Raw genomic sequence first — 19,138 nt, forward strand, 5'->3', positions numbered from 1 at the left:
GATTGATGAAAAAAAGTTTGGAATTCTGAGGGCATTGTGGTATAATAGCCGCATGGCGGCTGTGATACGCGTATTTAAAATCTTATACCGTCAGCGGCGTTTCGGCGGATGCTAGGCTTACAAAAAGCAGCCGCTGTGGTATAATATCACCGTATGCTGGGAACAAAGCGGATACTTACCGCGTCCCAATCGAAAAGGCCCCATGGTACCGACCACCGGGCGGGGAGGAAACCGAATTGGCAACTGGCAAAAGAAAATCGCATCGCTTTGGGCACGGCTTAGCGCGCGTGCTGCTTACGCTGCTGCTTATTGGCGTGCTGTGCGGCTGCTTCTGCGGCATGGCGTTCGCCTATTATGTGCATGCTTATATCAATCCCTCGATCGAGGAGACCGTAAGCGAGATGAGCATGGGGATGGGGCTTGACCTCAACTCGTTCATCTATTCGGTCGACCCCGAAACCGGAGAGGAAAAGCTGTACGAAACGCTCAAAGGCACGGAAAACCGCATTTGGGTCGATGGCGACCAGATCCCGCAGAACCTGAAAAACGCGGTCGTCGCGATCGAGGACCAGCGCTTTTATCAGCACAAGGGCGTGGACTGGAAGCGCACGCTGGGCGCGGTTCAGACATGGCTGTTCGGCGGCGGCCAATACGGCGGCTCGACGATTACCCAGCAGCTGATTAAGAACATGACGCAAGAGGACGACTACTCGGTCAAGCGCAAGGTGAACGAAATTTTCCGCGCGCTCGCTTTTGAAAAAGAGATCGACGACAAAGAGCGCATCCTCGAAATGTACCTGAATACGATCTATCTGGGGCGCAACACCTACGGCGTCAAAACCGCGGCGGCGACCTACTTCGGCAAGGAAATATCCGATCTTGATCTCGCTGAGTGCGCGATCTTGGCCGGTATCACCAACAATCCTTCGCTGTACGATCCCTACACCTACCCGAGCAACATCAAAAAACGGCAGGAGACCATTCTGGAGCAGATGCTCAAGCAGGGGATGATCACGCAGGCGGAGCACGACGCGGCGGTGGCCGAGGAGCTGAATTACCGTTCGGTCGAACTGTATAACCAAGATCTGTCCGAGCCGTACACCTATTTCACCGACGCCGTCATCAAGGACGTGATTAAGGACCTGATGGATCAGAAGGGCGTATCACAACTGGTTGCGTCCAACATGGTAAACTCCGGCGGCCTGAAAATTTACGCGACGATCGATACCCGCGTCCAGCAGATCATGGACGAGGAGTATAATAACGCGGAAAACTTCCCGAACTATGAGCGCGACGGCATGCTGCCGGAAAGCGCGATGGTCATCACGGATAAGCAGGGCAACATTCGCGGCATCGTCGGCGGTCGAGGCGAAAAGAAGGGCAAGCTGTCCTTCTCCCGCGCGACGGACGCCAAGCGTCAGCCCGGTTCGTCGATCAAGCCGCTGTCCACCTATGGCCCCGCGATGGACAAGGGCATTATCGTGCCCACCTCCAGCGTTTACGACAAGCCGCTCAAGGAAGTGGACGGCAAGATGTGGCCGCGCAACGACTCCGGCCGCTATACCGGCGGGCCGATGGTCGTCAAGACCGCGCTGGCCCACTCGGTCAACACTGTGGCGGTGCAGATCATGAATATGCTCACGCCGCAGGCTTCTTTTGACTTCCTGACCCAGCGGCTGGGCTTCCAAGAATCTCTTGTTCCAAACCGGCAGAACGCGGACGGCTCGGTATCCTCCGATATCGATCTTGCGCCGCTGGCGCTCGGCGGCCTGACCGACGGCGTGACCGTACGTCAGATGGCGGGCGGCTTCTCCGCCTTCATCAACGACGGCGTGTTCGGCGGTACGCGCACCTATACCAAGGTGCTCGATTCCGAGGGCAATGTGGTGCTGGAAAACAATCCGCGCACCGATCTCGGCTTTGAAAACGTGCGGACCGCCTACTACATGCTCGAATGCATGCAGGGCACCACCTCGTTCGGCACCGCGACCAACGCGACCATCCCCGGCGTACAGACCGCCGGTAAGACCGGTACGACGAGCGCGAACTACGATATCTGGTTCTGCGGCCTGACGCCAAAGTATTCCGGGGCTGTCTGGGTCGGCTATGACAAAAACTATACGCTGAACGGCCTATACGGCCGAAACGCGGCCGCGATATGGACCACGATCATGCGGCGCGTGCATGAGGGCGATTCGGGCCTTGTGTTCGATTCGCATCCGCAGGATTTCGTCAACGCAAGCTACTGCATGGACAGCGGTCTCGCTCCCTCGGGCGCGTGCCGTTCGGCGGGCCGCGTTGCGACCGGACGCTTCTACAAGGATCAGGTGCCCACGGAGATCTGTAAGCATCAGGGCTATCAGAAATATAACCTGAGCGGCGGCATCGACGTGCCGGACGAGACCAAGGAACCCGATGATAAGGATAAGCCGGAAGAAAAGCCGGAGGAAAAACCGGTCGATCCCTCGACGGTCGACCCGGAAACCGGCTTGCCTTCCACCACTGATCCGGAAGGCGGCGCGACCAATCCGGGCGGAACGACCGATCCCGGCGGCACAACCGATCCGGGTGGAACGACCGATCCCGGAGGTACGACTGACCCGGGTGGGACGACCGACCCCGGCGGTACGACCGATCCGGGCGGCACGACCGATCCCGGCGGTACGCCGGAACCCGAGCCGGAGCCTTCGCCGGACGACCCGGAGGCATAACGCCCGGCAAAACAGCACAAACTAGCAAAACAGCAAAACTTTTTTCAGCGCCGCACAAGGCCGCACACATCGGGGAGGCAGCGGTGCCCTGTACCCGCAATCCGCTATAGCGGGGATGATGCGGGGAAGGAGGGACGTCGTTTCGATGCGGCGTCCGCCCACAGAGCGATGAGAGACCGGTACTGCGCAACGGAGGACTGCGAACCATGTCAGGCGGGGAACCGAGCAGCATTAAGCAGAAACCATCGTGTGCCGCAGATCTGCCGATCTTGAGCTCGACGTGCGGAAAGGCAATCGGGAAGGCGATCTCGAATTTCCCGCGTGCGGTCTTGTGGGGCGCTGAAAAAAGATCAAATGCGCTTTTGCATAAAGTTCATAGACTGAGGCGGGCATACGCCCGCCTCTTTATGGTATTCTTGATGGAAAGGGGCGGTGTGCATGTATCAGGCGCTGTATCGGAAATGGCGGCCCATGACGTTCGCGGATGTGATCGGGCAGCAGCATATCACGGATACGCTGCGCGCGCAGCTCGTTTCCGGCAGGCTCAGCCACGCCTACCTGTTTACGGGCACGCGCGGTACGGGCAAGACCACCTGCGCCAAGATACTAGCGCGCGCGGTCAACTGTGAAAACCTGCAAAACGGAGACCCTTGCGGCGAATGCCCGGCCTGCCGCGGCATTTTGGACGGCTCGGTGCTCGATGTGACCGAGATTGACGCGGCTTCCAACAACGGCGTGGACAATATCCGCGATTTGCGGGATGAAACCCGCTATACGCCCGCGCAGGTAAAAAAACGTGTGTTCATCATCGACGAGGTGCACATGCTGTCGACCGGCGCGTTCAACGCGCTGCTAAAAACGCTCGAGGAGCCGCCCGGGCACGTACTGTTCATCCTCGCGACGACCGAGATACACAAGGTGCCGGCCACCATCCTGTCCCGCTGCCAGCGGTTTGATTTCCGCCGCATCGGGGCGGAGGACATCGCCCGCCGGCTGCTCGACATCGCGGCAAAGGAACAAATCGAGCTGACCGAGGGCGCGGCCCGGCTGATCGCCCGCCTTGCGGACGGCGCCATGCGCGACGCGCTCTCCATGCTCGACCGCGCGGCGGCTTCCGGCGCGGTGAACGAGGACACGGTGACGAGCGCCCTCGGCATCCTTGGACAGGACGACGCGGTGAGTCTGGCCGAATACTTTAAAAAAGGCGATTTAGCGGGCGCGATCGCGCTGCTTGGCGAATACTACAACGCGGGGCGCGACCTTGCCGCTGTGTACGACCAAATGCTCACGCTGATTCGCGACGCGCTGCTGATCAAAACCGCGCGGCAGGACGACGCGGCCCTCGCGGCGCTGATCTCTCCCGCCTATTCGGTGAGCACGCTCAAAAAGCTGTGCGACGGATTGGCGGCTTCCACGCTGCTCGCGTGGAGCCGGGGCATCGGCGCGTCGCTTGACCGGATGCGCAGCGCCTCCAACCGCCGGATCGAGGCCGAGCTATGCGCCGTGCGTTTATGCACGATGGGCGCGGAGCAGTATGACTCGCTTGGCGGACGTCTGGAAGCGATTGAGGAAAAACTGAAAAACGGCGTGCCGGTCGCGTTCGCGGCGGCGGCTCCGGCGGCGCAAGCGGCGCCGGAAGACGGCCCGCCCCCGCCGGGCGATGAGGACGCGCCTCTCCTCGCGGAAGAGGACGGCGGCGCGGCGCAAAGCGCGAAGCCCGCGGCAAAGCCGGTAGATAGCTGGCCCGCGTGGCCGCGTCTGCTGGAAGCGCTCACCGGCAAGATCAATACGGGCGCGCACACGAACTTAAAGCTTTCCGCGCGGGGCGTGATGGAGGACGGCGCGCTCGTTCTGCTGTGCGAGGACGGGATTACCGCCATGTTGGCAAAGGCTGAACCGACCATGAAGGCCATCCGCGAGCAGGCGGCCGTTTTGGCGGGCGCGCCGATTAAGGTAAAGGTGCGGGAAGCGGACGCCGCTCCGCCGCCGCAGACCGGCGGCGCGGATGAGCTGATGGATCGCGCAAAAGCATTCCATATAGAAATACATGAATTGTAAGATACGAATTTAAAGGAGGACATCGTTTCATATGGCAAAGGGAAAATTTGGCGGCTTCGGCGGAGGCGGCATGAACATGCAGGCGATGATGAAGCAGGCGCAGAAGATGCAGGCCGATATGGTCAAGGCGCAGGAAGAGATCGCCCAGATGGAGACTGAGGCGACCGCCGGCGGCGGCGCGGTGACCGTGACCGTTTCCGGCACGAGCGAACTGAAAAAAATCGAGATCAAGCCCGAGGTGGTCGATCCCGACGATATTGAAATGCTGCAGGATCTGATTCTCGCGGCGGTGAACGAGGCGTTCCGCACGGCCCAGCAGAAGAGCCAGAGCCAGATGTCCGCGATCACCGGCGGTATGGGCGGCTTAGGCGGCATGGGCGGCGGCCTGTTCTGATGGACTACTTTGCGCCGCCCGTGGAGCGGCTGATCGAAGAATTTGCCAAGCTACCGGGCATCGGACAAAAGACCGCCCAGCGGCTGGCTTTTCATGTTCTGACGCTGCCCATCGAAGCGGCCGACCGCTTTGCGGACGCTATCCGCGACGCGAAGGCGAAGACCTGCCTGTGCAAGCGGTGCCAGAACCTGTCGGACAGCGAGACCTGCCCCATCTGCGCCAACGCTTCGCGCGACCAGAAAACGGTTTGCGTGGTGGCCGATCCGCGCGATGTGATCGCGTTTGAGCGCACCAAGGAGTACGGGGGGCTGTACCATGTGCTGCATGGCACGCTGTCGCCCCTGAACCACGTCGGGCCGGATGATATCCGCATCCGCGAGCTGGTGCAGCGTGTCGCCGACGAGGATGTGCAGGAGGTCATTCTGGCCACCAATCCGGATACCGAAGGCGAGGCGACCGCGATGTATATTTCGCGCCTTTTAAGCCCGTTTGAGATCAAAATCACGCGGCTGGCCTATGGCGTGCCGGTCGGCGGCCATTTGGAATATGTGGACGAGGTCACGCTGACCCGCGCCCTAGAGGGCCGCCGCGAGCTGTAACGCCCCGCCCGCCACCTGCTTTAATTCATCCACCGGGAGGAAACCAACCTGTGTCAAACCTAGTCAAAGAAATTGAAAACCGGCGCACATTTGCGATCATTTCGCACCCTGACGCCGGCAAAACCACAATCACGGAAAAATTCCTGCTGTACGGCGGCGCCATTCAGGAAGCCGGTATGGTAAAGGGCAAGAAAAACAGCCGCCACGCCGTGTCCGACTGGATGGAGATCGAAAAGCAGCGCGGTATTTCAGTCACCAGCTCGGTTTTGCAGTTCCAGTATAACGGCAAGTGCATCAATATTCTGGACACGCCGGGCCATCAGGACTTTTCTGAGGATACCTACCGCACGCTGATGGCGGCGGATTCCGCCGTTATGGTCATCGATGCGTCCAAGGGCGTGGAAATGCAGACGCGCAAGCTGTTCAAGGTGTGCGCGATGCGCGGCGTGCCCATTTTTACCTTCATCAACAAGATGGACCGTGAAGCGCGCGACCCGTACGAGCTGCTGGAGGAGATCGAGAACGAGCTCGGCATCGGCACCTATGCGGTCAACTGGCCCATCGGCTCCGGCCCGCGTTTCCGCGGCGTGTATGACCGCATGGACGATCAGGTGATCCAATTTGACGGCGCGGATTTTCGGCATGAGATCAAGGCGACCCGCCTGTCGATCGACGACCCGATTCTGGAAGGCACGATGCCAAAGGAACAGTATGATACCCTGTGCGACGATATTGAGCTGCTCTCCGGCGCGGGGGATGCGTTCGATCTGGAAGCGGTGCACGCGGGCAAGCTGTCGCCGGTATTCTTCGGTTCGGCGCTGACCAATTTCGGCGTGGAGCCGTTTTTGGAAAAATTCCTTGAAATGTCCACGCCGCCGTCCCCCCGCAAGGCTGATATCGGCGTGATCGACCCGTTTGACGAGCATTTTTCCGCGTTTGTCTTTAAAATTCAGGCCAATATGAACAAGGCCCACCGCGACCGCGTGGCCTTTATGCGCATCTGCTCGGGCAAGTTCGAGCGCGGGCAGGATGTGCTGCATGTACAGTCGGGTAAAAAAATGTCCCTTGCCGCGCCGCAGCAGCTGATGGCGCAGGACCGCTCGGTCGTCGACGAGGCGTACGCGGGCGATATCATCGGTATTTTTGATCCCGGCGTGTTTTCCATCGGCGACACGGTGTGCGATCCCAAGCGCAAATGCGTCTATTCCGGCATTCCGACCTTTGCGCCCGAGCTGTTCGCGCGCGTCCGGCAAAAGGACACGCTTAAGCGGAAGCAGTTCGTCAAGGGCGTGGAACAGATCGCGCAGGAAGGCGCGATACAGATCTTCCGCGAGCCGAACTCCGGCATGGAGGAGGTCATCGTCGGCGTGGTGGGCGTTTTGCAGTTTGAAGTGCTCGAATACCGCCTGAAAAACGAGTATAACGTCGAAATCATCCGTGAGATGCTTCCCTATGAGCACCTCCGCTGGGTCGAAAACGACGAGGAGGACTTTGATATCAAGTCGCTCGTGCTCACGAGCGATACCAAGCCGGTGCAGGACTTCCGGGGCAATTATCTGCTCCTGTTCACCTCGCCTTGGAACGTCACCTATGCGACCGACCACAACGAGGGCCTGCGCTTGGCCGAATTTTCGGAAAACACCTGAGCGTTCTGCCGATCAAAAGAGGTGCCTAGGAAAGAAAGGTACCTTCAAAAATAAACTTGACATAATAGCAAGGTACCTGTATAATGAAAATACAAGGTACCTTGCTATTATTTTTTTAGGAGGCGTGATCCATGTCTGATCTGAACGAACAATTACTGGAACAGCTTTTGCAACTCAGCGCACAGCTGCACCGGTTCCAGATACTGCGCTACCGGGATCGCGGGCCGCTGGGCAATCCGCACCGTGGGCAGGGGCGGGTGCTGTCTATTTTAAAGCTGCAACCCAAAATCAGCCAGAAGGAATTGAGCTATCTGCTTGATATGCGCAACCAGTCGCTGGGCGAGCTGCTGGGCAAGCTGGAGCAAAAGGGCTACCTGACCCGCAAGCCGTCGGAGACCGACCGGCGCACGGCCATGATCGAGCTGACGCCGGAGGGCGAAGCCGCGGCAAACAGCGTGGGGGACGACCAAGGCGATACCGATAAGCTTTTTGCTTCCCTGTCCGACGAAGAGAAGGCCGAGCTGGAGGAATATCTGGCCCGCCTGATCGCCTCGCTGGAGGAAACCTTGGCGCAAGCCGGCGCGGACGACCGGCGGCCGGGCTTCGACGGCCCGCCGCACCGTGGCCCGCACCACGGCGGCCCGGACCCGCGTTTAGCGTTCGGCGGTCCGCATGAGCCGCATGGTCCCCGCGGCCCGCTTGACCGGATGGGCGGATGGGGCGCGCCGCATGGAAGGCCGCCCTTTCCCCGCGGCTGGGCCGATGCGTCCGATGAGGGGCAACCTCCCGAGGACGACGGCCGTGAGCAGCCGTAAAGGGGGCTTGCTATGCGTGTTAAGGAATTCAGCGACGGCGTGATAGCCATTGCCATCACGCCGATGGCGTTCGGATACCGCTGCCCGAACAGTTTGACCGGGCGGGTGTTTTAAGCTTGCTCGCGGCGGATAACTGAAGAAAACGCGGCCCGCATGGAATGGGTTCCATACGGGCCGCGTTTTATTTGTGTTTATGTGAGGGGATCGTCCTCACGGGCCTTTACCGCGCGAAGATACAGCCAAAACAGCGCGAGCATGATGATATAGCCCACATACTGCGCCGCGATGCTCAGCATGTACTGCTCCATCATCTGAAAGGTCGCCGCGACGACCGAGCAAAGCAGCGGCGCGTAGAAGCACCAGCGAATCCGGCGCGCGGGAAAGGCGTAGCCCTGCGGGATGATGCGCTCATCCAGCGCCCAAAACAAATTGAATTCGCTGAGCAGGTTGAAGATGCCCCCGGTCATGATCAGCAGCAGCGCGAAGATGGAAAGCGTGTCGACCGCGATCTGACGCTGCATCAGCAGCGAGCAGACGATCGAAAGGGCAAGCAGCACGACCGTGATGATCTGATACGCAAAGGCGCGGCCAAAGCGCACGGATTCGTCCGCAAGGCGCTTGAGATGAAGCACCATGATGGCGTAAGCCGCGAGGGAAAGCAGGCTGCCGGCGACGTTTACGGCAAAAGAATCGGTCAGCCCGGTCAGCCCTGCCAGCGCCGAGATCAACAGGGCGATCCAGATGGCGCGCAGGCTCGTATAGATTTTCATAGGGTTTATTTGCCTCCTTTAATCTTCCTATAGTATAACATGGAAATAAGAAAAATTAAATTATTTTTGGGAAACCTCTTGACAAGTGTGTGCGAATGTATTATTGTATTACCATCATAGTACAGAAGTACAGAGAGGAGCACGGCTATGCAATGGCAACTGAGGGGCGACCGGCCGATCTATCAGCAGCTGATGGAACAGCTGACCGAGCAGATCGTAAGCGGAGTACTTGGGGCGGGCGACAAAGTGCCGCCGGTGCGCGAGCTTGCGGCGGAAGCGGGCGTGAACCCAAACACAATGCAGCGCGCGCTGGCAGATTTAGAGCGGGAAGGCCTGCTGTATACCAACCGAACAAGCGGACGATACGTTACGGAGGATAAGAAAATGATCGATTCGGTACGCGAACGGATAGCGGCCGACCGCATCGCGGAGTTTCTATCCGGCATGAATCAACTGGGGTTTACCAAGGAACAAATCATAGCGCTGCTGGATAAGAGCAGCATCAAGGAGGGGGAGAAGCATGGAGAAAACAAATGATCTTGTCGTTTGCCAAGGGCTGACCAAGGTATTTGGCACAGTGCGCGCACTCGACAACCTGAATTTGAATTTGGAGCGCGGCCGCTTTATCGGCCTGCTCGGCCCGAACGGCTCGGGCAAGACCACGGCGATCAAGCTGCTCAACGGTCTGCTGCAGCCGACGAGCGGAACGGTCACGATCGATGGACACGCGCCCGGCGTACACACCCACAGCGTGGTGAGCTACCTGCCCGACCGGCCCTATCTGAACGACTGGATGAAGGTTTGCGATCTGCTGGACTTTATCGGCAACTTCTATAAGGATTTTGACAAGGTAAAGGCCAACGATATGCTTAAGGCTTTGCAGATCAGCCCGTTCGACCGGCTGAAAACGATGAGCAAGGGCACCAAGGAAAAGGTACAGCTCATATTGGTCATGAGCCGCAAGGCGCAGCTTTATCTGCTCGACGAACCGATCGGCGGCGTTGACCCGGCCGCGCGAGACTATATTCTCAACACAATTCTTTCCAATTACAGCGAGGACGCGACCGTGCTGCTGTCCACGCATTTGATCGCCGATATCGAGCGCGTGCTCGACGAGGTGATCTTCCTGAAAAACGGTGTGCTGACGCTGCATGAGAGCGTGGATACCATTCGCGAGGAGCACGGAAAATCCGTCGATATGCTGTTCAGGGAGGTGTTCGCATGCTAAGGAAACTGATAGGGTACGAGTGGAAGGCGTGCGCGCGCGCCTGCCTGCCGGTGTACGGCGCGCTGCTGGTAGTGGCGCTGATCAACCGCGTATTTTCCGCTTTAGACATGGGCCGCTTTTTGGGCGGCATGCCCGAGGTGCTGGCCGCCATGGCCTACTTCGGCGTTATGGTGGCGGTGTTCGTCGTCACGACAGTCATCCTCATCCAGCGCTTTTACAAAAGCCTGCTCGGCGACGAGGGTTATCTGATGTTCACCCTGCCGGTCACCGTGACCCAGCACATCTGGGCCAAGTCCATCATCGCGCTTGTGATGAGCTTTTTAAGCTGCGTCGCTTCTGTGCTCAGCGTGGTGATCCTGTCGGCAAACAGCAGGCTGCCGCGCGATATCGCGCAGTTTATCTCCGAAATTTTCCATATGTTCGCCCGATCGGAGTACGGCGCGGCAAACAGTGTGTTCTATATGATCGAAGCCATCCTGCTGGTCGTACTGTTCAGCTTGGCCGGCCTGCTGTTTATCTATCTGTGCATCGCGCTCGGCCATCTGGCGAAAAAACACCGCGTGGCCATGGCCATCGTCTGGTACTTTGTGCTCACCACGGTGATGCAGTTCCTGTTCAGCATGATCTTCTTCACCACGGGCGGCCAGAACGTCTTTGAAGCAATGTTCCGCTGGGTCAATCATATCCCAGAGGCGGTCGCTATCCATGTGGGCCTGCTGGTACTGTGCCTTGGCGCGGCGATTCCCGGGGCGATCTTTTTCCTCGGTACGCGCTATGTGCTGAAAAATAAATTAAATCTTGAATAAATAATACGGATTTCTTAAGAAATATACCACGTCCGGCGAAAGAATTTCACGGTATGATAAGACCATGGAAGGGAGGGGAACCGCATGACAGCCGTTATCACACAAACGCTGAAAAGACACACCGCGCGCGCGGCGCGGCGCTACAACGCCTACGAGCTTGCCATGCTGTTCTTCGCCTTTGCGATGATCGGCTGGGTGTGGGAGGTTTTCCTGCACATCATGTTTGACGGCGAGCTTGTCAACCGCGGGACAATGCTAGGCCCGTGGCTGCCGATCTACGGTGTGGGCGGCGCTATCGTGACGGCGCTTTTGCGGCGGCTGGCCGACCGCCCCGTCGCGGTGTTCTTCGCTTCGTCCGCCCTGTGCGCCGCCATCGAGTTTATCGCAAGCGTTTATCTGGAAGCGGTGTACGGACTGCGCTGGTGGGATTACAGCGCCTACACCTTCAACATCGACGGCCGCGTCTGTCTGGAAACGACGGTGGGCTTCGGCATCGGCTGCTGCATCGCGCTTTATATCGCGGCGCCTGCCATCGCGAACCGGCTGGGCAGCTTGCCGCAAACGGCAAGGCGCGTTCTGTGCGCCGCTCTGATCCTGCTGTTTGCCGCGGATTTTGTGTATTCCACCATTTCCCCGAACACGGGCAAGGGCATCACAGACGACGGCCCGGGTCAGGCCTTTGTGCAGGTGGACCCTACCGAAGTGTCGCAGCTGAACCTAATGGCGCTTACGGTCGTATACCCGCACCAATAAATTTCGTTTGAGCCGAAAGGCTTGCGCGCCCCCTTTTTCTCTGGTATGATAACTGTGAGAGAAAGGGGGCGCGCTTTTTATGAAATGCAATAACTGCGGCGTTAATTTCGACGATGAGGATCGCGTATGTCCTATGTGCGGCACACCGGCCGGCGCGGGTAAAAAGCGGTATATGCCGCATTACACCGAGTATGGACATACGGATCACACGGACGGCTCCTGCACCCATCGCACCTTTACGCAAAAATATACAAGCAAGCAGCCCGCGCGTTCCGCGTCGTCCGGCGCGGGGCAGAGAAAAAACTCTTCCAAAAACGTGCTGGTCATCGTGGTGGTGATCGTGCTGGGCATGCTGCTTTCCGTGATACCGGAAGTTTTACAGGAAATGCGGCAGGCCGTCGAGCAAGTCGGCTGGAGCGCGCAAGGAGGCACCCCGGAACCCGAGCCGGAATCGGACTATTATGATTACGAAGCCAATCGCGTTGTACCGGCGGAGGTGCTAGGCGAATATCAGGCGGTGGACACGGGATTGGGCGATTTTATCCTGATGCTTGATGATGAGGATAATTATATTTTTGCTTTTGAGGGCGATGGCTGGCGCTATGACGAGTCCGGCTGGGCATGGTGCGTCTATAACCCGCCCGAGCAAGAACTGTATCAGGATATCTACACGCCGGATCAGTATGATAGCTATACGCTGTGTTTGGATTTTGAGGAAGCCGGCGATGTAGGCGGCACGCAGCCTGAAACCATCGCGGCGCATATCGAGCAAGGCGAAATGTGGATGCTTGTCTACGTGTCGCAAACAGACGGATCGATCGTGCTGGACGACGCCTACGGCGACGCCGGTGTGTTTTTCGGCGGCAACCAATTCCTGCCGCTGCAATCGATACAAAAAGGATAAAGTAAAAGCTGCTCAAAGGATTTTGAGCAGCTTTTTTTATGCAGTTAGTCGCGCAGCAGGGGTAGGCTGCCGGTAAGCTTGTTCACCTTTTTCTTGGCGCCGCAAATGGCGACGCCAAGGTAGGTTAGATCGTTTTCGCTCGCCGCTTTCATTTTATCAATAAATATGTCGTAGGTATTGCAGCCCTGCGCCACATCGGAGAAATCCACCGTGGTCAAATCGGCGAAATCGGGCTCGTAAAGCCGCTGGCGGATCGACTTGATCTGTTCCGCGTTGCTTTTTAGAATAGGCACGGGGAGCGCGACGATGCCGAGGTGCTCGCTGCCCGTGCCGTCGGTCACGTCGGCCCCGACGGCTTCGGGTATTTTCTTGCCCAAGGTGATGCCCAAAATCGCCGCGGTGTTCGCGATCAGGCCGAGCGGCAGATTCTCATCGATCACCATCACGCATTTTTCATTCTGGTAGTCCATTTGTTTTCCCTTCCTTTGCAGTTGTTCGGCGCTCCGAGAGAAGCAGGCCCGTCAGTGTCAAAACAATGCCCACGCAGGCGAGCGGGGTGACCCTTTCGTGCAGAACGAGCACGGAGGCGACGGCGGTGATCACGGGCACCATGTAAATATACAGGCTGGTCTTGATCGCGCCCAGCACCTGTACCGCGAAGTTCCAAGTGACAAAGCACAGAGCGGACGCGCCCAGACCCAAAAACAGGATCTGGAATAGGTTTTTCGGATCGGCAAAGCGCGCGAAGCCCCACTGAAAGTCAAAAAAGAACAGGGTGGGCAGCATGAAGAGCATGCCGTATAAGAACACCCGCCGGGTCGTGAGCAGGATGGGCTGGCCAAAGGAGCTGATCCGCTTGGTCAGCACCGCGTAGCAGGCCCAGACAAAAGCCGCCAGTACCGCCAGCAGATCGCCGATGGGGTTGAGTTCCAGCCGCGCGCCGCTGAAGCTGATCAGGCAGATGCCGGTCATAGCGACGGCAAAGCCGATGAAGAACTGCCCCCGCAGCTTTTCGCCGTCCTTGATGACGAAATGGCTGAGCATGGCGGTGAAAAACGGCGAGATCGAGATCATCACGCCCACATTGGAAGCGAACGTATAGGTCAGCGCGATGTTTTCGAGCAAGTAATACAGGCAGATGCCGCACAGACCGGCGGCGGCAAAGGTGAGCTCCTGCCGGCGGTCTGTGCCGGTCAGGCGGCGCGGACAGATGAGCAGCAGTGCGAAAAAGCCGATCAAAAAGCGGAAAAACAAAATTTCCACCGGCTGGAACACGGTCAGTAAAAGCTTGGTGGAGATAAAGGTCGTGCCCCAGATCAAGATCGTGACGAGGGCGGCGAGATGGCCCAACGTGCCTTGGCGTTCCATATTATTTGCCCCCCGTCTGTTCTTTGAAGATATCCCGGTAAGCGGCGGGCGTCAGCCCGATAAAGCGGCTGAAATAGCTTGTAAAATGGCTTTGGTCGGAAAAGCCGGTTTGCATCGCGGCTTCAAGCGGCGAAAGCCCCTTTTCCAGCAGCTTTTTCGCCTCGCCCACGCGCACGGTTTCCAAATAGCGGTAGGGCGTCACGCCCTTGGATTTGGTAAAGGCGCGCAGCAGCGTCGACCGGCTCAGCCCGGCGCAATCGCAGATTTGGTCGAGCGATATGCGCTCGGCGTAGTGCGCGGACAGAAAAGCGCAGGCCCGCTCGATCTCCTCGCGGCATTCGGGGATGCAGCTCGCGAACGGCCCACCGTATTTCTGTATCAGCAGGGAAAGCAGAAAAAGCAGCTCTTCTTCCTTGGAAAATTCGCGCGAGCCGTTCATGATCATTTCGTGCAGCGGGTGCAGGCAACACGCGATCTCCTCGTCGATCACAATGGTTTCGGAAAAACCGGGCAGCTCGCGCTTGCCCGTCACCTCTTCCGCCAATTCCAGCATCACATCGGTTGGAATATTGAGCGCCCGGTAATCCAGCAGACTGTCGCCGATCGGGGAGCAGGCGTGGTTGTCGCCGGGATTGAAAAGGACAAGATGGCCCCGCTCTAGATTGTACTCCTTATTTTTACAGCACAGGTGGCGCTGGCCGCCCTCGATCAGGCCCACCACGAAATATTCGTGAAAATGGTTGGGGAAGCATTGCACAATGCCTTCCAGCCGGTAGGCTTCGATCCGCAGCTCCTCATCGTACACCACGGTGCGCGTTTCTTTTTTCATGGGTGTTTCCTCCTTGCCGTTTCCTATTGTACCACCCTGAAGGGTAAAAAGGCTTGTACAATATCTTCATTTTATGGCAAAGAAAAAATTAGTAATGGTACACCGCGCGGTAACGGCGCAGGCATAGGCAGGAAACGAACAGCGCCGTCAACTCGGCCAGCGGCACGGCCAGCCATACCCCGGTCGCCTGAAAAAACAGAGGCAGCGTTAAAATCCCCAACGGCAGCAGGCAAAAGGTGCGGAGAAAGGAGATGCCGGCGGATATCTTGCCGTTTGACAGCGCGGTAAAAAACGCCGAAGCAAAAATATTGATCCCGCAAAAGAGAAAGCTGAAGGGAAAAATGAAAAAACCATGGCGCGCGATCTGGTAGACTGCGGTGCCGGGCGGCGCGAAAATACCGACCAAGGGCGCGCCAAAAACAAAAGAAAGCAAAAAAATAAGCAGCGACGCCGCGCTGATAACCGTAAGGCAGACCCGAAACAGCTGCCTTAAACGGGTATGATCGCCCATACCGTATTGGTAGCTGACGACCGGGGCCACACCCATGGAAAAGCCGATAAAAAACGTGGTCAGTAAAAACTGCGTATAGATCAGGATGGTGATCGCGGCAACGCCCGCTTCGCCCAGCAGCCGCATCATGACGGCGTTGAAGAGGAAGGTGGTAACAGCCGCCGCAAGCTGGCTGACAAGCTCGGACGAACCGTTCAGGCAGCTTTGCGCCAGCATGCGAAAATCCCATTTGGGGCGGCAAAACCGAAGCGGCCCCCTGCTGCCAAGGAAGAATAAGAGCCCGGCCGCGGCGGACACCAGATACCCCGCGCCGGTGCCGAGCGCCGCGCCGGTGATGCCCAGACCCAGCGGCGCCATGAAACAATAGTCGAGCGCGATATTGATTACGCCCGCTGCGGTGGACAACGCCATGCCGAGGCCGGGGCGGCCGGCCGCCACGATCAGGCTTTGAAAAAGCACCTGCAGCATGCTGGCCGGAGTGAAGAGCAGCAGGGGAACGAGGTACGCCCGGCAATAGGGAACCAGCCGTTCGCTCGCGCCGAGCGCGTAAATGATGCGGTCGGCGAATACCGTGCCCAACAGGGCGACGAGCACGCCGAGCGCCGCGCCGGTCAGCACGACCAGCGTAAAATTCTGCCGCGCCTTTGTGTGCGCGCCCGCGCCCATTTGCCGGGCGATGACCGCGCTGCTGCCGGTGGACAGCATGGCGCCCAACCCGACGATCAGATTGATCATGGGGCATACGATATTGAGCGCGGACAGCGCGTCCGTCCCGGCGAACCGCGCGACGAATATCGTGTCGGTGATCGTATAAAGGCCCATGAACAGCATGGTCACGATGGTGGGCGCGGCAAAGCGCAGCAGGGAAAACAGATCAAAATCACGCGCAAGGGCGTTTTCCGGTTTACACATCGCCGTCGCCCTCCGTTTGCTTATTGCGCAGAATAAAGCGCTGCGTCGGATAGCCGAACTCGGTCAAAAGCTCGGCCTCGGCAAAGCCGAGGCTCTTGATGACCGCGCGGTGGCCGGGATCGGCTTTATCGCCCTCGCGGAAGGTCGTGATGCTGACGGGCGTTTGCTCGGTCAGCTCGTCCAGTACCCGCCGCACGAACGCTTGGGCTATGCCGCGATCTCGGTACTGGGGGTGTATGCCGAAAAAGTCGATGCTGCCCATTTCCGGGCAAAAGGCTAAAATGCCGATCGCGACCTCGCCGTCCTTCATGATCAGCGCCCGCTTTTCTTGGATCCGCCGGTGCAGCGTCCGCAAATATTCCGCTTCGTTCAAATGCGGAAAGCCGTCCACGACCATGCGCACCAGCGCCATCCAAGCGGGGATGTCGCGCTCCGCGGCGGGCACGATATCGCGTCGCCAATCGATCTCGCCCTTGACCGGCGTGGGCGAGGCGTGCAGTTCGTATCGAAGCTGCAACGGATAAAACTCTCCCTCGTCCCGAAACTGGCCCGGCGCCTTTTTATACATGGCCCGAAAGGTGTCCGTGAAGGCCTGTTGGCTTTCATAGCCCGCGAGCAGCGCGATCTCGATGATCGGGCGATCCGAGAATACCAGAAGCTTGGCGGCCTCGGTCAGTCTGCGGCGCTGTGCATAGTCGTGGATCGTCATGCCGACCGTGGAGACGAATATGCGGTGCAGGTGGTATTTGGAATAGTGTACGGCCGCCGCGACGCCTTCCAGATCCAGCTTTTCGGTTAGGTGCGTTTCGATGAACTGGATGGCGGCGGCAACATTTTCAATATGATGAAGCATGGGTTTCCCTCCTTTCTTTCGATTATAGCAAAGCGGAAATCGGCGGTTTTCATGTTTCTTGCTCTTCTGTATCTGGATATGGTGCCCGAAAATCAATGCTGCCCCCCATTTGCCAAAGCAAATGAAGGGCAGCAGGCAGGGAGGTAACGGTCATTTTTTTTGCAGGTTGCGCAGCGTTTCCGCCACGTTTTCCTGATGCAGCTCGGCCGCGTTAAAATGCAGATAGTGAAAATTTAGGTTGAATAGCGAGCCCAGCCCTAACGCGGCGATCACCGTGCCGATACCGACCTGACCGCCGAGCAGCCAGCCGGAAAGGATTACGATCACCTCGACCGAGGCGCGGCACAGACCGACCGAGCGCCCCGTCTTGCGGGCGAGCGCCACCATCAGCGCGTCGCGCGGACCGGAGCCGAGCGCGGACTGCATATACAAATAGGTGCCGAAAGCGAGCAGTTCCAGCCCGCCAAGCAGCATGAGAATACCGGACCACAGGCTGTGCATCGCAGGGATCCAGCCGAGGGCGAGCAGGCTGTCGATAAAAATCGCGCATAAAACAATGTTGATAACCGTGCCAAAGCCGAAGCTTTCCCCGCACAGCACCGCGATGCCGATCGCGACCGCGCCGACGATCACCGAAGCCGTGCCGTAGGTGATGTGGATCGATTCTGCGAGGCCCTGCTGCAAGACGCTCCACGGCTCCAAGCCGACGTTCGCCTGCAGCATCATCACGATGCCGACCGCGCTGACCAGCAGGCCCAGCGTGAGCACGCCTAGGCGGCGGATGTAGTGGTGCTGTTCCATGCGGTCACCCCTCCGATGCGAACGCGCGCACGGCGGCGGCAACGGCGCCGATATCCTCCGCGGTAACGCCGTAGTGCGTGACCATACGGTATTCGCCGTCCATCAGGCCGGTCACCTTGATGTTTTGGGAAAGCATGAAAGCGGGGTAGCGCGCGGCTTTCTCCGCATTCCAATCGGCGGAGAAAAAGACCATATCGGTCTGGATGCGTTCGTGGAACACCGAAACGCCGGGGATGGCGGCAAGCAGCTCGCCGAGGTAATGGGCGTTTTCGTGGTCCTCGTGCAGGCGGTGGGCCATTTCGCTGAGCGCCAGCTTGCCGGCCGCCGCGAGAAAGCCCGCCTGCCGCATCCCGCCGCCAAGCAGCTTGCGCACCTTTTTGGCGCGCAAGATCGTTTCGCGCGGCCCGGCGAGGATAGAGCCGACCGGGGCGCACAGCCCCTTGGACAGGCAGCACATCACGGTATCGCAGTACCGCGTCAGCTCGCGCGCGTCGGTTATGCCAAGGTAGGCCGCCGCGTTGTACAGGCGCGCGCCGTCTAGGTGAACGGGCACGCCCTTTTCGTTTGCGGTTTCATATACGGCGCGCATGTTGTCCAGCGGCACGACCGTGCCGGTGGAGTGCGCGTTTTCCAGCACGACCAGCCCGGCGCGGGCGATTTGCAGGTCGCTGTCGTCCGTCAGGCACGCGCGGAGCGAAGCGGGGTCCATAACGCCGTTCGCGCTTTCAGGAAAGCGCGGGGAAACCCCGGCAAGCTGGGCGTAAGAGCCGGCTTCGTGCGCGGCGATATGCGAAGTGGGGGCGAGCACCACGCAGTCGCCCCGCCGGGTCTGCGCCATCAGGGCGCAGGCGTTGCCCTGCGTGCCCGAGGTGACGAACAGCGCGGCTTCCTTGCCGAACAGTCCGGCGGCGTATTCCTCCAGCTCCTTTACGGTGGGGTCGTCGTCGAACACATCGTCTCCAACGGCCGCGTGAACCATCGCGTCCCGCATCGACTGCGTCGGCAGCGTCACCGTGTCGCTTCTTAAATCAATCTCCCTCATGAAGAACACCCTCTCAAAAAACGATCCCGCGTTCGGCGCAACGCGCCGCGGCGCCGGTATGAAATGCTTTATAAAACCGGGGCTCTGCCTCGGTTTTATCCCACTGGCTTTGGACACGTGTCCAAAGCCGCCTTTGCC

General features: G+C 58.9%; 19 protein-coding genes and 1 other RNA gene. 12 read left to right on the forward strand and 8 right to left on the reverse strand.

Annotated elements, in window-relative coordinates:
• Positions 1–236 precede the first annotated feature (236 nt).
• From NE562_RS06755 to NE562_RS06785, 7 genes are all read left to right on the forward strand, one after another.
• Complete coding sequence (locus tag NE562_RS06755) at positions 237–2,711, forward strand: transglycosylase domain-containing protein (protein WP_280961651.1); 2,475 nt, start codon at positions 237–239, stop codon at positions 2,709–2,711.
• A gap of 60 nt (positions 2,712–2,771) precedes the next feature.
• Positions 2,772–3,038: signal recognition particle sRNA large type (ffs, locus tag NE562_RS06760), an RNA gene on the forward strand.
• A 111-nt stretch (positions 3,039–3,149) separates the two neighbouring features.
• Positions 3,150–4,769 (forward strand): DNA polymerase III subunit gamma/tau, encoded by a 1,620-nt coding sequence (gene dnaX / locus NE562_RS06765; RefSeq protein ID WP_280961652.1) that lies wholly within the window; start codon positions 3,150–3,152, stop codon positions 4,767–4,769.
• Between the two features lie 31 nt (positions 4,770–4,800).
• Positions 4,801–5,163 (forward strand): YbaB/EbfC family nucleoid-associated protein, encoded by a 363-nt coding sequence (locus NE562_RS06770; protein WP_280961653.1) that lies wholly within the window; start codon positions 4,801–4,803, stop codon positions 5,161–5,163.
• The gene (gene recR / locus NE562_RS06775) at positions 5,163–5,762 is read left to right on the forward strand and encodes a recombination mediator RecR (RefSeq protein ID WP_280961654.1); all 600 of its coding nucleotides are present in this window, start codon (positions 5,163–5,165) and stop codon (positions 5,760–5,762) included. The genes NE562_RS06770 and recR overlap by 1 nt, the downstream gene beginning before the upstream one ends.
• 50 nt (positions 5,763–5,812) lie before the next feature.
• The gene (locus tag NE562_RS06780) at positions 5,813–7,408 is read left to right on the forward strand and encodes a peptide chain release factor 3 (protein ID WP_280961655.1); all 1,596 of its coding nucleotides are present in this window, start codon (positions 5,813–5,815) and stop codon (positions 7,406–7,408) included.
• 131 nt (positions 7,409–7,539) lie between these two features.
• A complete protein-coding gene (locus tag NE562_RS06785) occupies positions 7,540–8,223 on the forward strand; it encodes a MarR family winged helix-turn-helix transcriptional regulator (RefSeq protein ID WP_280961656.1) in 684 nt (227 codons plus the stop codon).
• Positions 8,224–8,414: 191 nt separating this feature from the next.
• Here NE562_RS06785 and NE562_RS06795 read toward each other — a convergent pair whose 3' ends face one another.
• Positions 8,415–8,993, reverse strand: a complete 579-nt coding sequence (locus NE562_RS06795) for a hypothetical protein (protein ID WP_280961658.1) — start codon at positions 8,991–8,993, stop codon at positions 8,415–8,417.
• Positions 8,994–9,140: 147 nt separating this feature from the next.
• On the opposite strand from NE562_RS06795, the gene NE562_RS06800 reads away from it, so the two are divergent.
• From NE562_RS06800 to NE562_RS06820, 5 genes are all read left to right on the forward strand, one after another.
• Positions 9,141–9,530: a GntR family transcriptional regulator gene (locus NE562_RS06800; protein ID WP_280961659.1), complete on the forward strand. Its 390-nt coding sequence runs from the start codon at positions 9,141–9,143 to the stop codon at positions 9,528–9,530.
• Positions 9,514–10,221, forward strand: coding sequence for an ABC transporter ATP-binding protein (locus NE562_RS06805; RefSeq protein ID WP_280961660.1), 708 nt, complete (start codon positions 9,514–9,516; stop codon positions 10,219–10,221). Before NE562_RS06800 ends, NE562_RS06805 begins: the two co-directional genes overlap by 17 nt.
• Entirely contained in the window at positions 10,215–11,027 is an 813-nt protein-coding gene (locus tag NE562_RS06810; RefSeq protein ID WP_280961661.1) for a hypothetical protein, read from the forward strand. Before NE562_RS06805 ends, NE562_RS06810 begins: the two co-directional genes overlap by 7 nt.
• An 84-nt stretch (positions 11,028–11,111) precedes the next feature.
• The gene (locus NE562_RS06815) at positions 11,112–11,780 is read left to right on the forward strand and encodes a putative ABC transporter permease (protein ID WP_280961662.1); all 669 of its coding nucleotides are present in this window, start codon (positions 11,112–11,114) and stop codon (positions 11,778–11,780) included.
• Between the two features lie 79 nt (positions 11,781–11,859).
• On the forward strand, positions 11,860–12,684 hold the full coding sequence (locus NE562_RS06820; RefSeq protein ID WP_280961663.1) for a zinc ribbon domain-containing protein: 825 nt from the start codon (positions 11,860–11,862) through the stop codon (positions 12,682–12,684).
• A gap of 44 nt (positions 12,685–12,728) precedes the next feature.
• On the opposite strand, the gene NE562_RS06825 is transcribed toward NE562_RS06820, so the two are convergent.
• The 7 genes from NE562_RS06825 to NE562_RS06855 form a co-directional block, all read right to left on the reverse strand.
• Positions 12,729–13,154 (reverse strand): DUF2000 domain-containing protein, encoded by a 426-nt coding sequence (locus tag NE562_RS06825; protein WP_280961664.1) that lies wholly within the window; start codon positions 13,152–13,154, stop codon positions 12,729–12,731.
• Entirely contained in the window at positions 13,138–14,052 is a 915-nt protein-coding gene (locus NE562_RS06830) for a DMT family transporter (RefSeq protein ID WP_280961665.1), read from the reverse strand. The genes NE562_RS06825 and NE562_RS06830 overlap by 17 nt, the downstream gene beginning before the upstream one ends.
• A 1-nt stretch (position 14,053) precedes the next feature.
• Positions 14,054–14,881, reverse strand: a complete 828-nt coding sequence (locus NE562_RS06835; protein WP_280961666.1) for a helix-turn-helix domain-containing protein — start codon at positions 14,879–14,881, stop codon at positions 14,054–14,056.
• Between the two features lie 88 nt (positions 14,882–14,969).
• Positions 14,970–16,304, reverse strand: a complete 1,335-nt coding sequence (locus tag NE562_RS06840; RefSeq protein ID WP_280961667.1) for an MATE family efflux transporter — start codon at positions 16,302–16,304, stop codon at positions 14,970–14,972.
• Entirely contained in the window at positions 16,297–17,157 is an 861-nt protein-coding gene (locus tag NE562_RS06845; RefSeq protein ID WP_280961668.1) for a GNAT family N-acetyltransferase, read from the reverse strand. Before NE562_RS06845 ends, NE562_RS06840 begins: the two co-directional genes overlap by 8 nt.
• A 150-nt stretch (positions 17,158–17,307) precedes the next feature.
• Positions 17,308–17,958 carry a YczE/YyaS/YitT family protein gene (locus tag NE562_RS06850; protein ID WP_280961669.1) on the reverse strand — a complete coding sequence of 217 codons (651 nt, stop codon included), beginning with the start codon at positions 17,956–17,958 and terminating at the stop codon, positions 17,308–17,310.
• A gap of 4 nt (positions 17,959–17,962) precedes the next feature.
• Positions 17,963–19,000 carry a threonine aldolase family protein gene (locus NE562_RS06855; RefSeq protein ID WP_280961670.1) on the reverse strand — a complete coding sequence of 346 codons (1,038 nt, stop codon included), beginning with the start codon at positions 18,998–19,000 and terminating at the stop codon, positions 17,963–17,965.
• Between the last annotated feature and the right edge of the window lie 138 nt (positions 19,001–19,138).

The sequence above is a fragment of the Butyricicoccus faecihominis genome (assembly GCF_024462775.1).
Lineage (GTDB): Bacteria > Bacillota > Clostridia > Oscillospirales > Butyricicoccaceae > Agathobaculum > Agathobaculum faecihominis_A.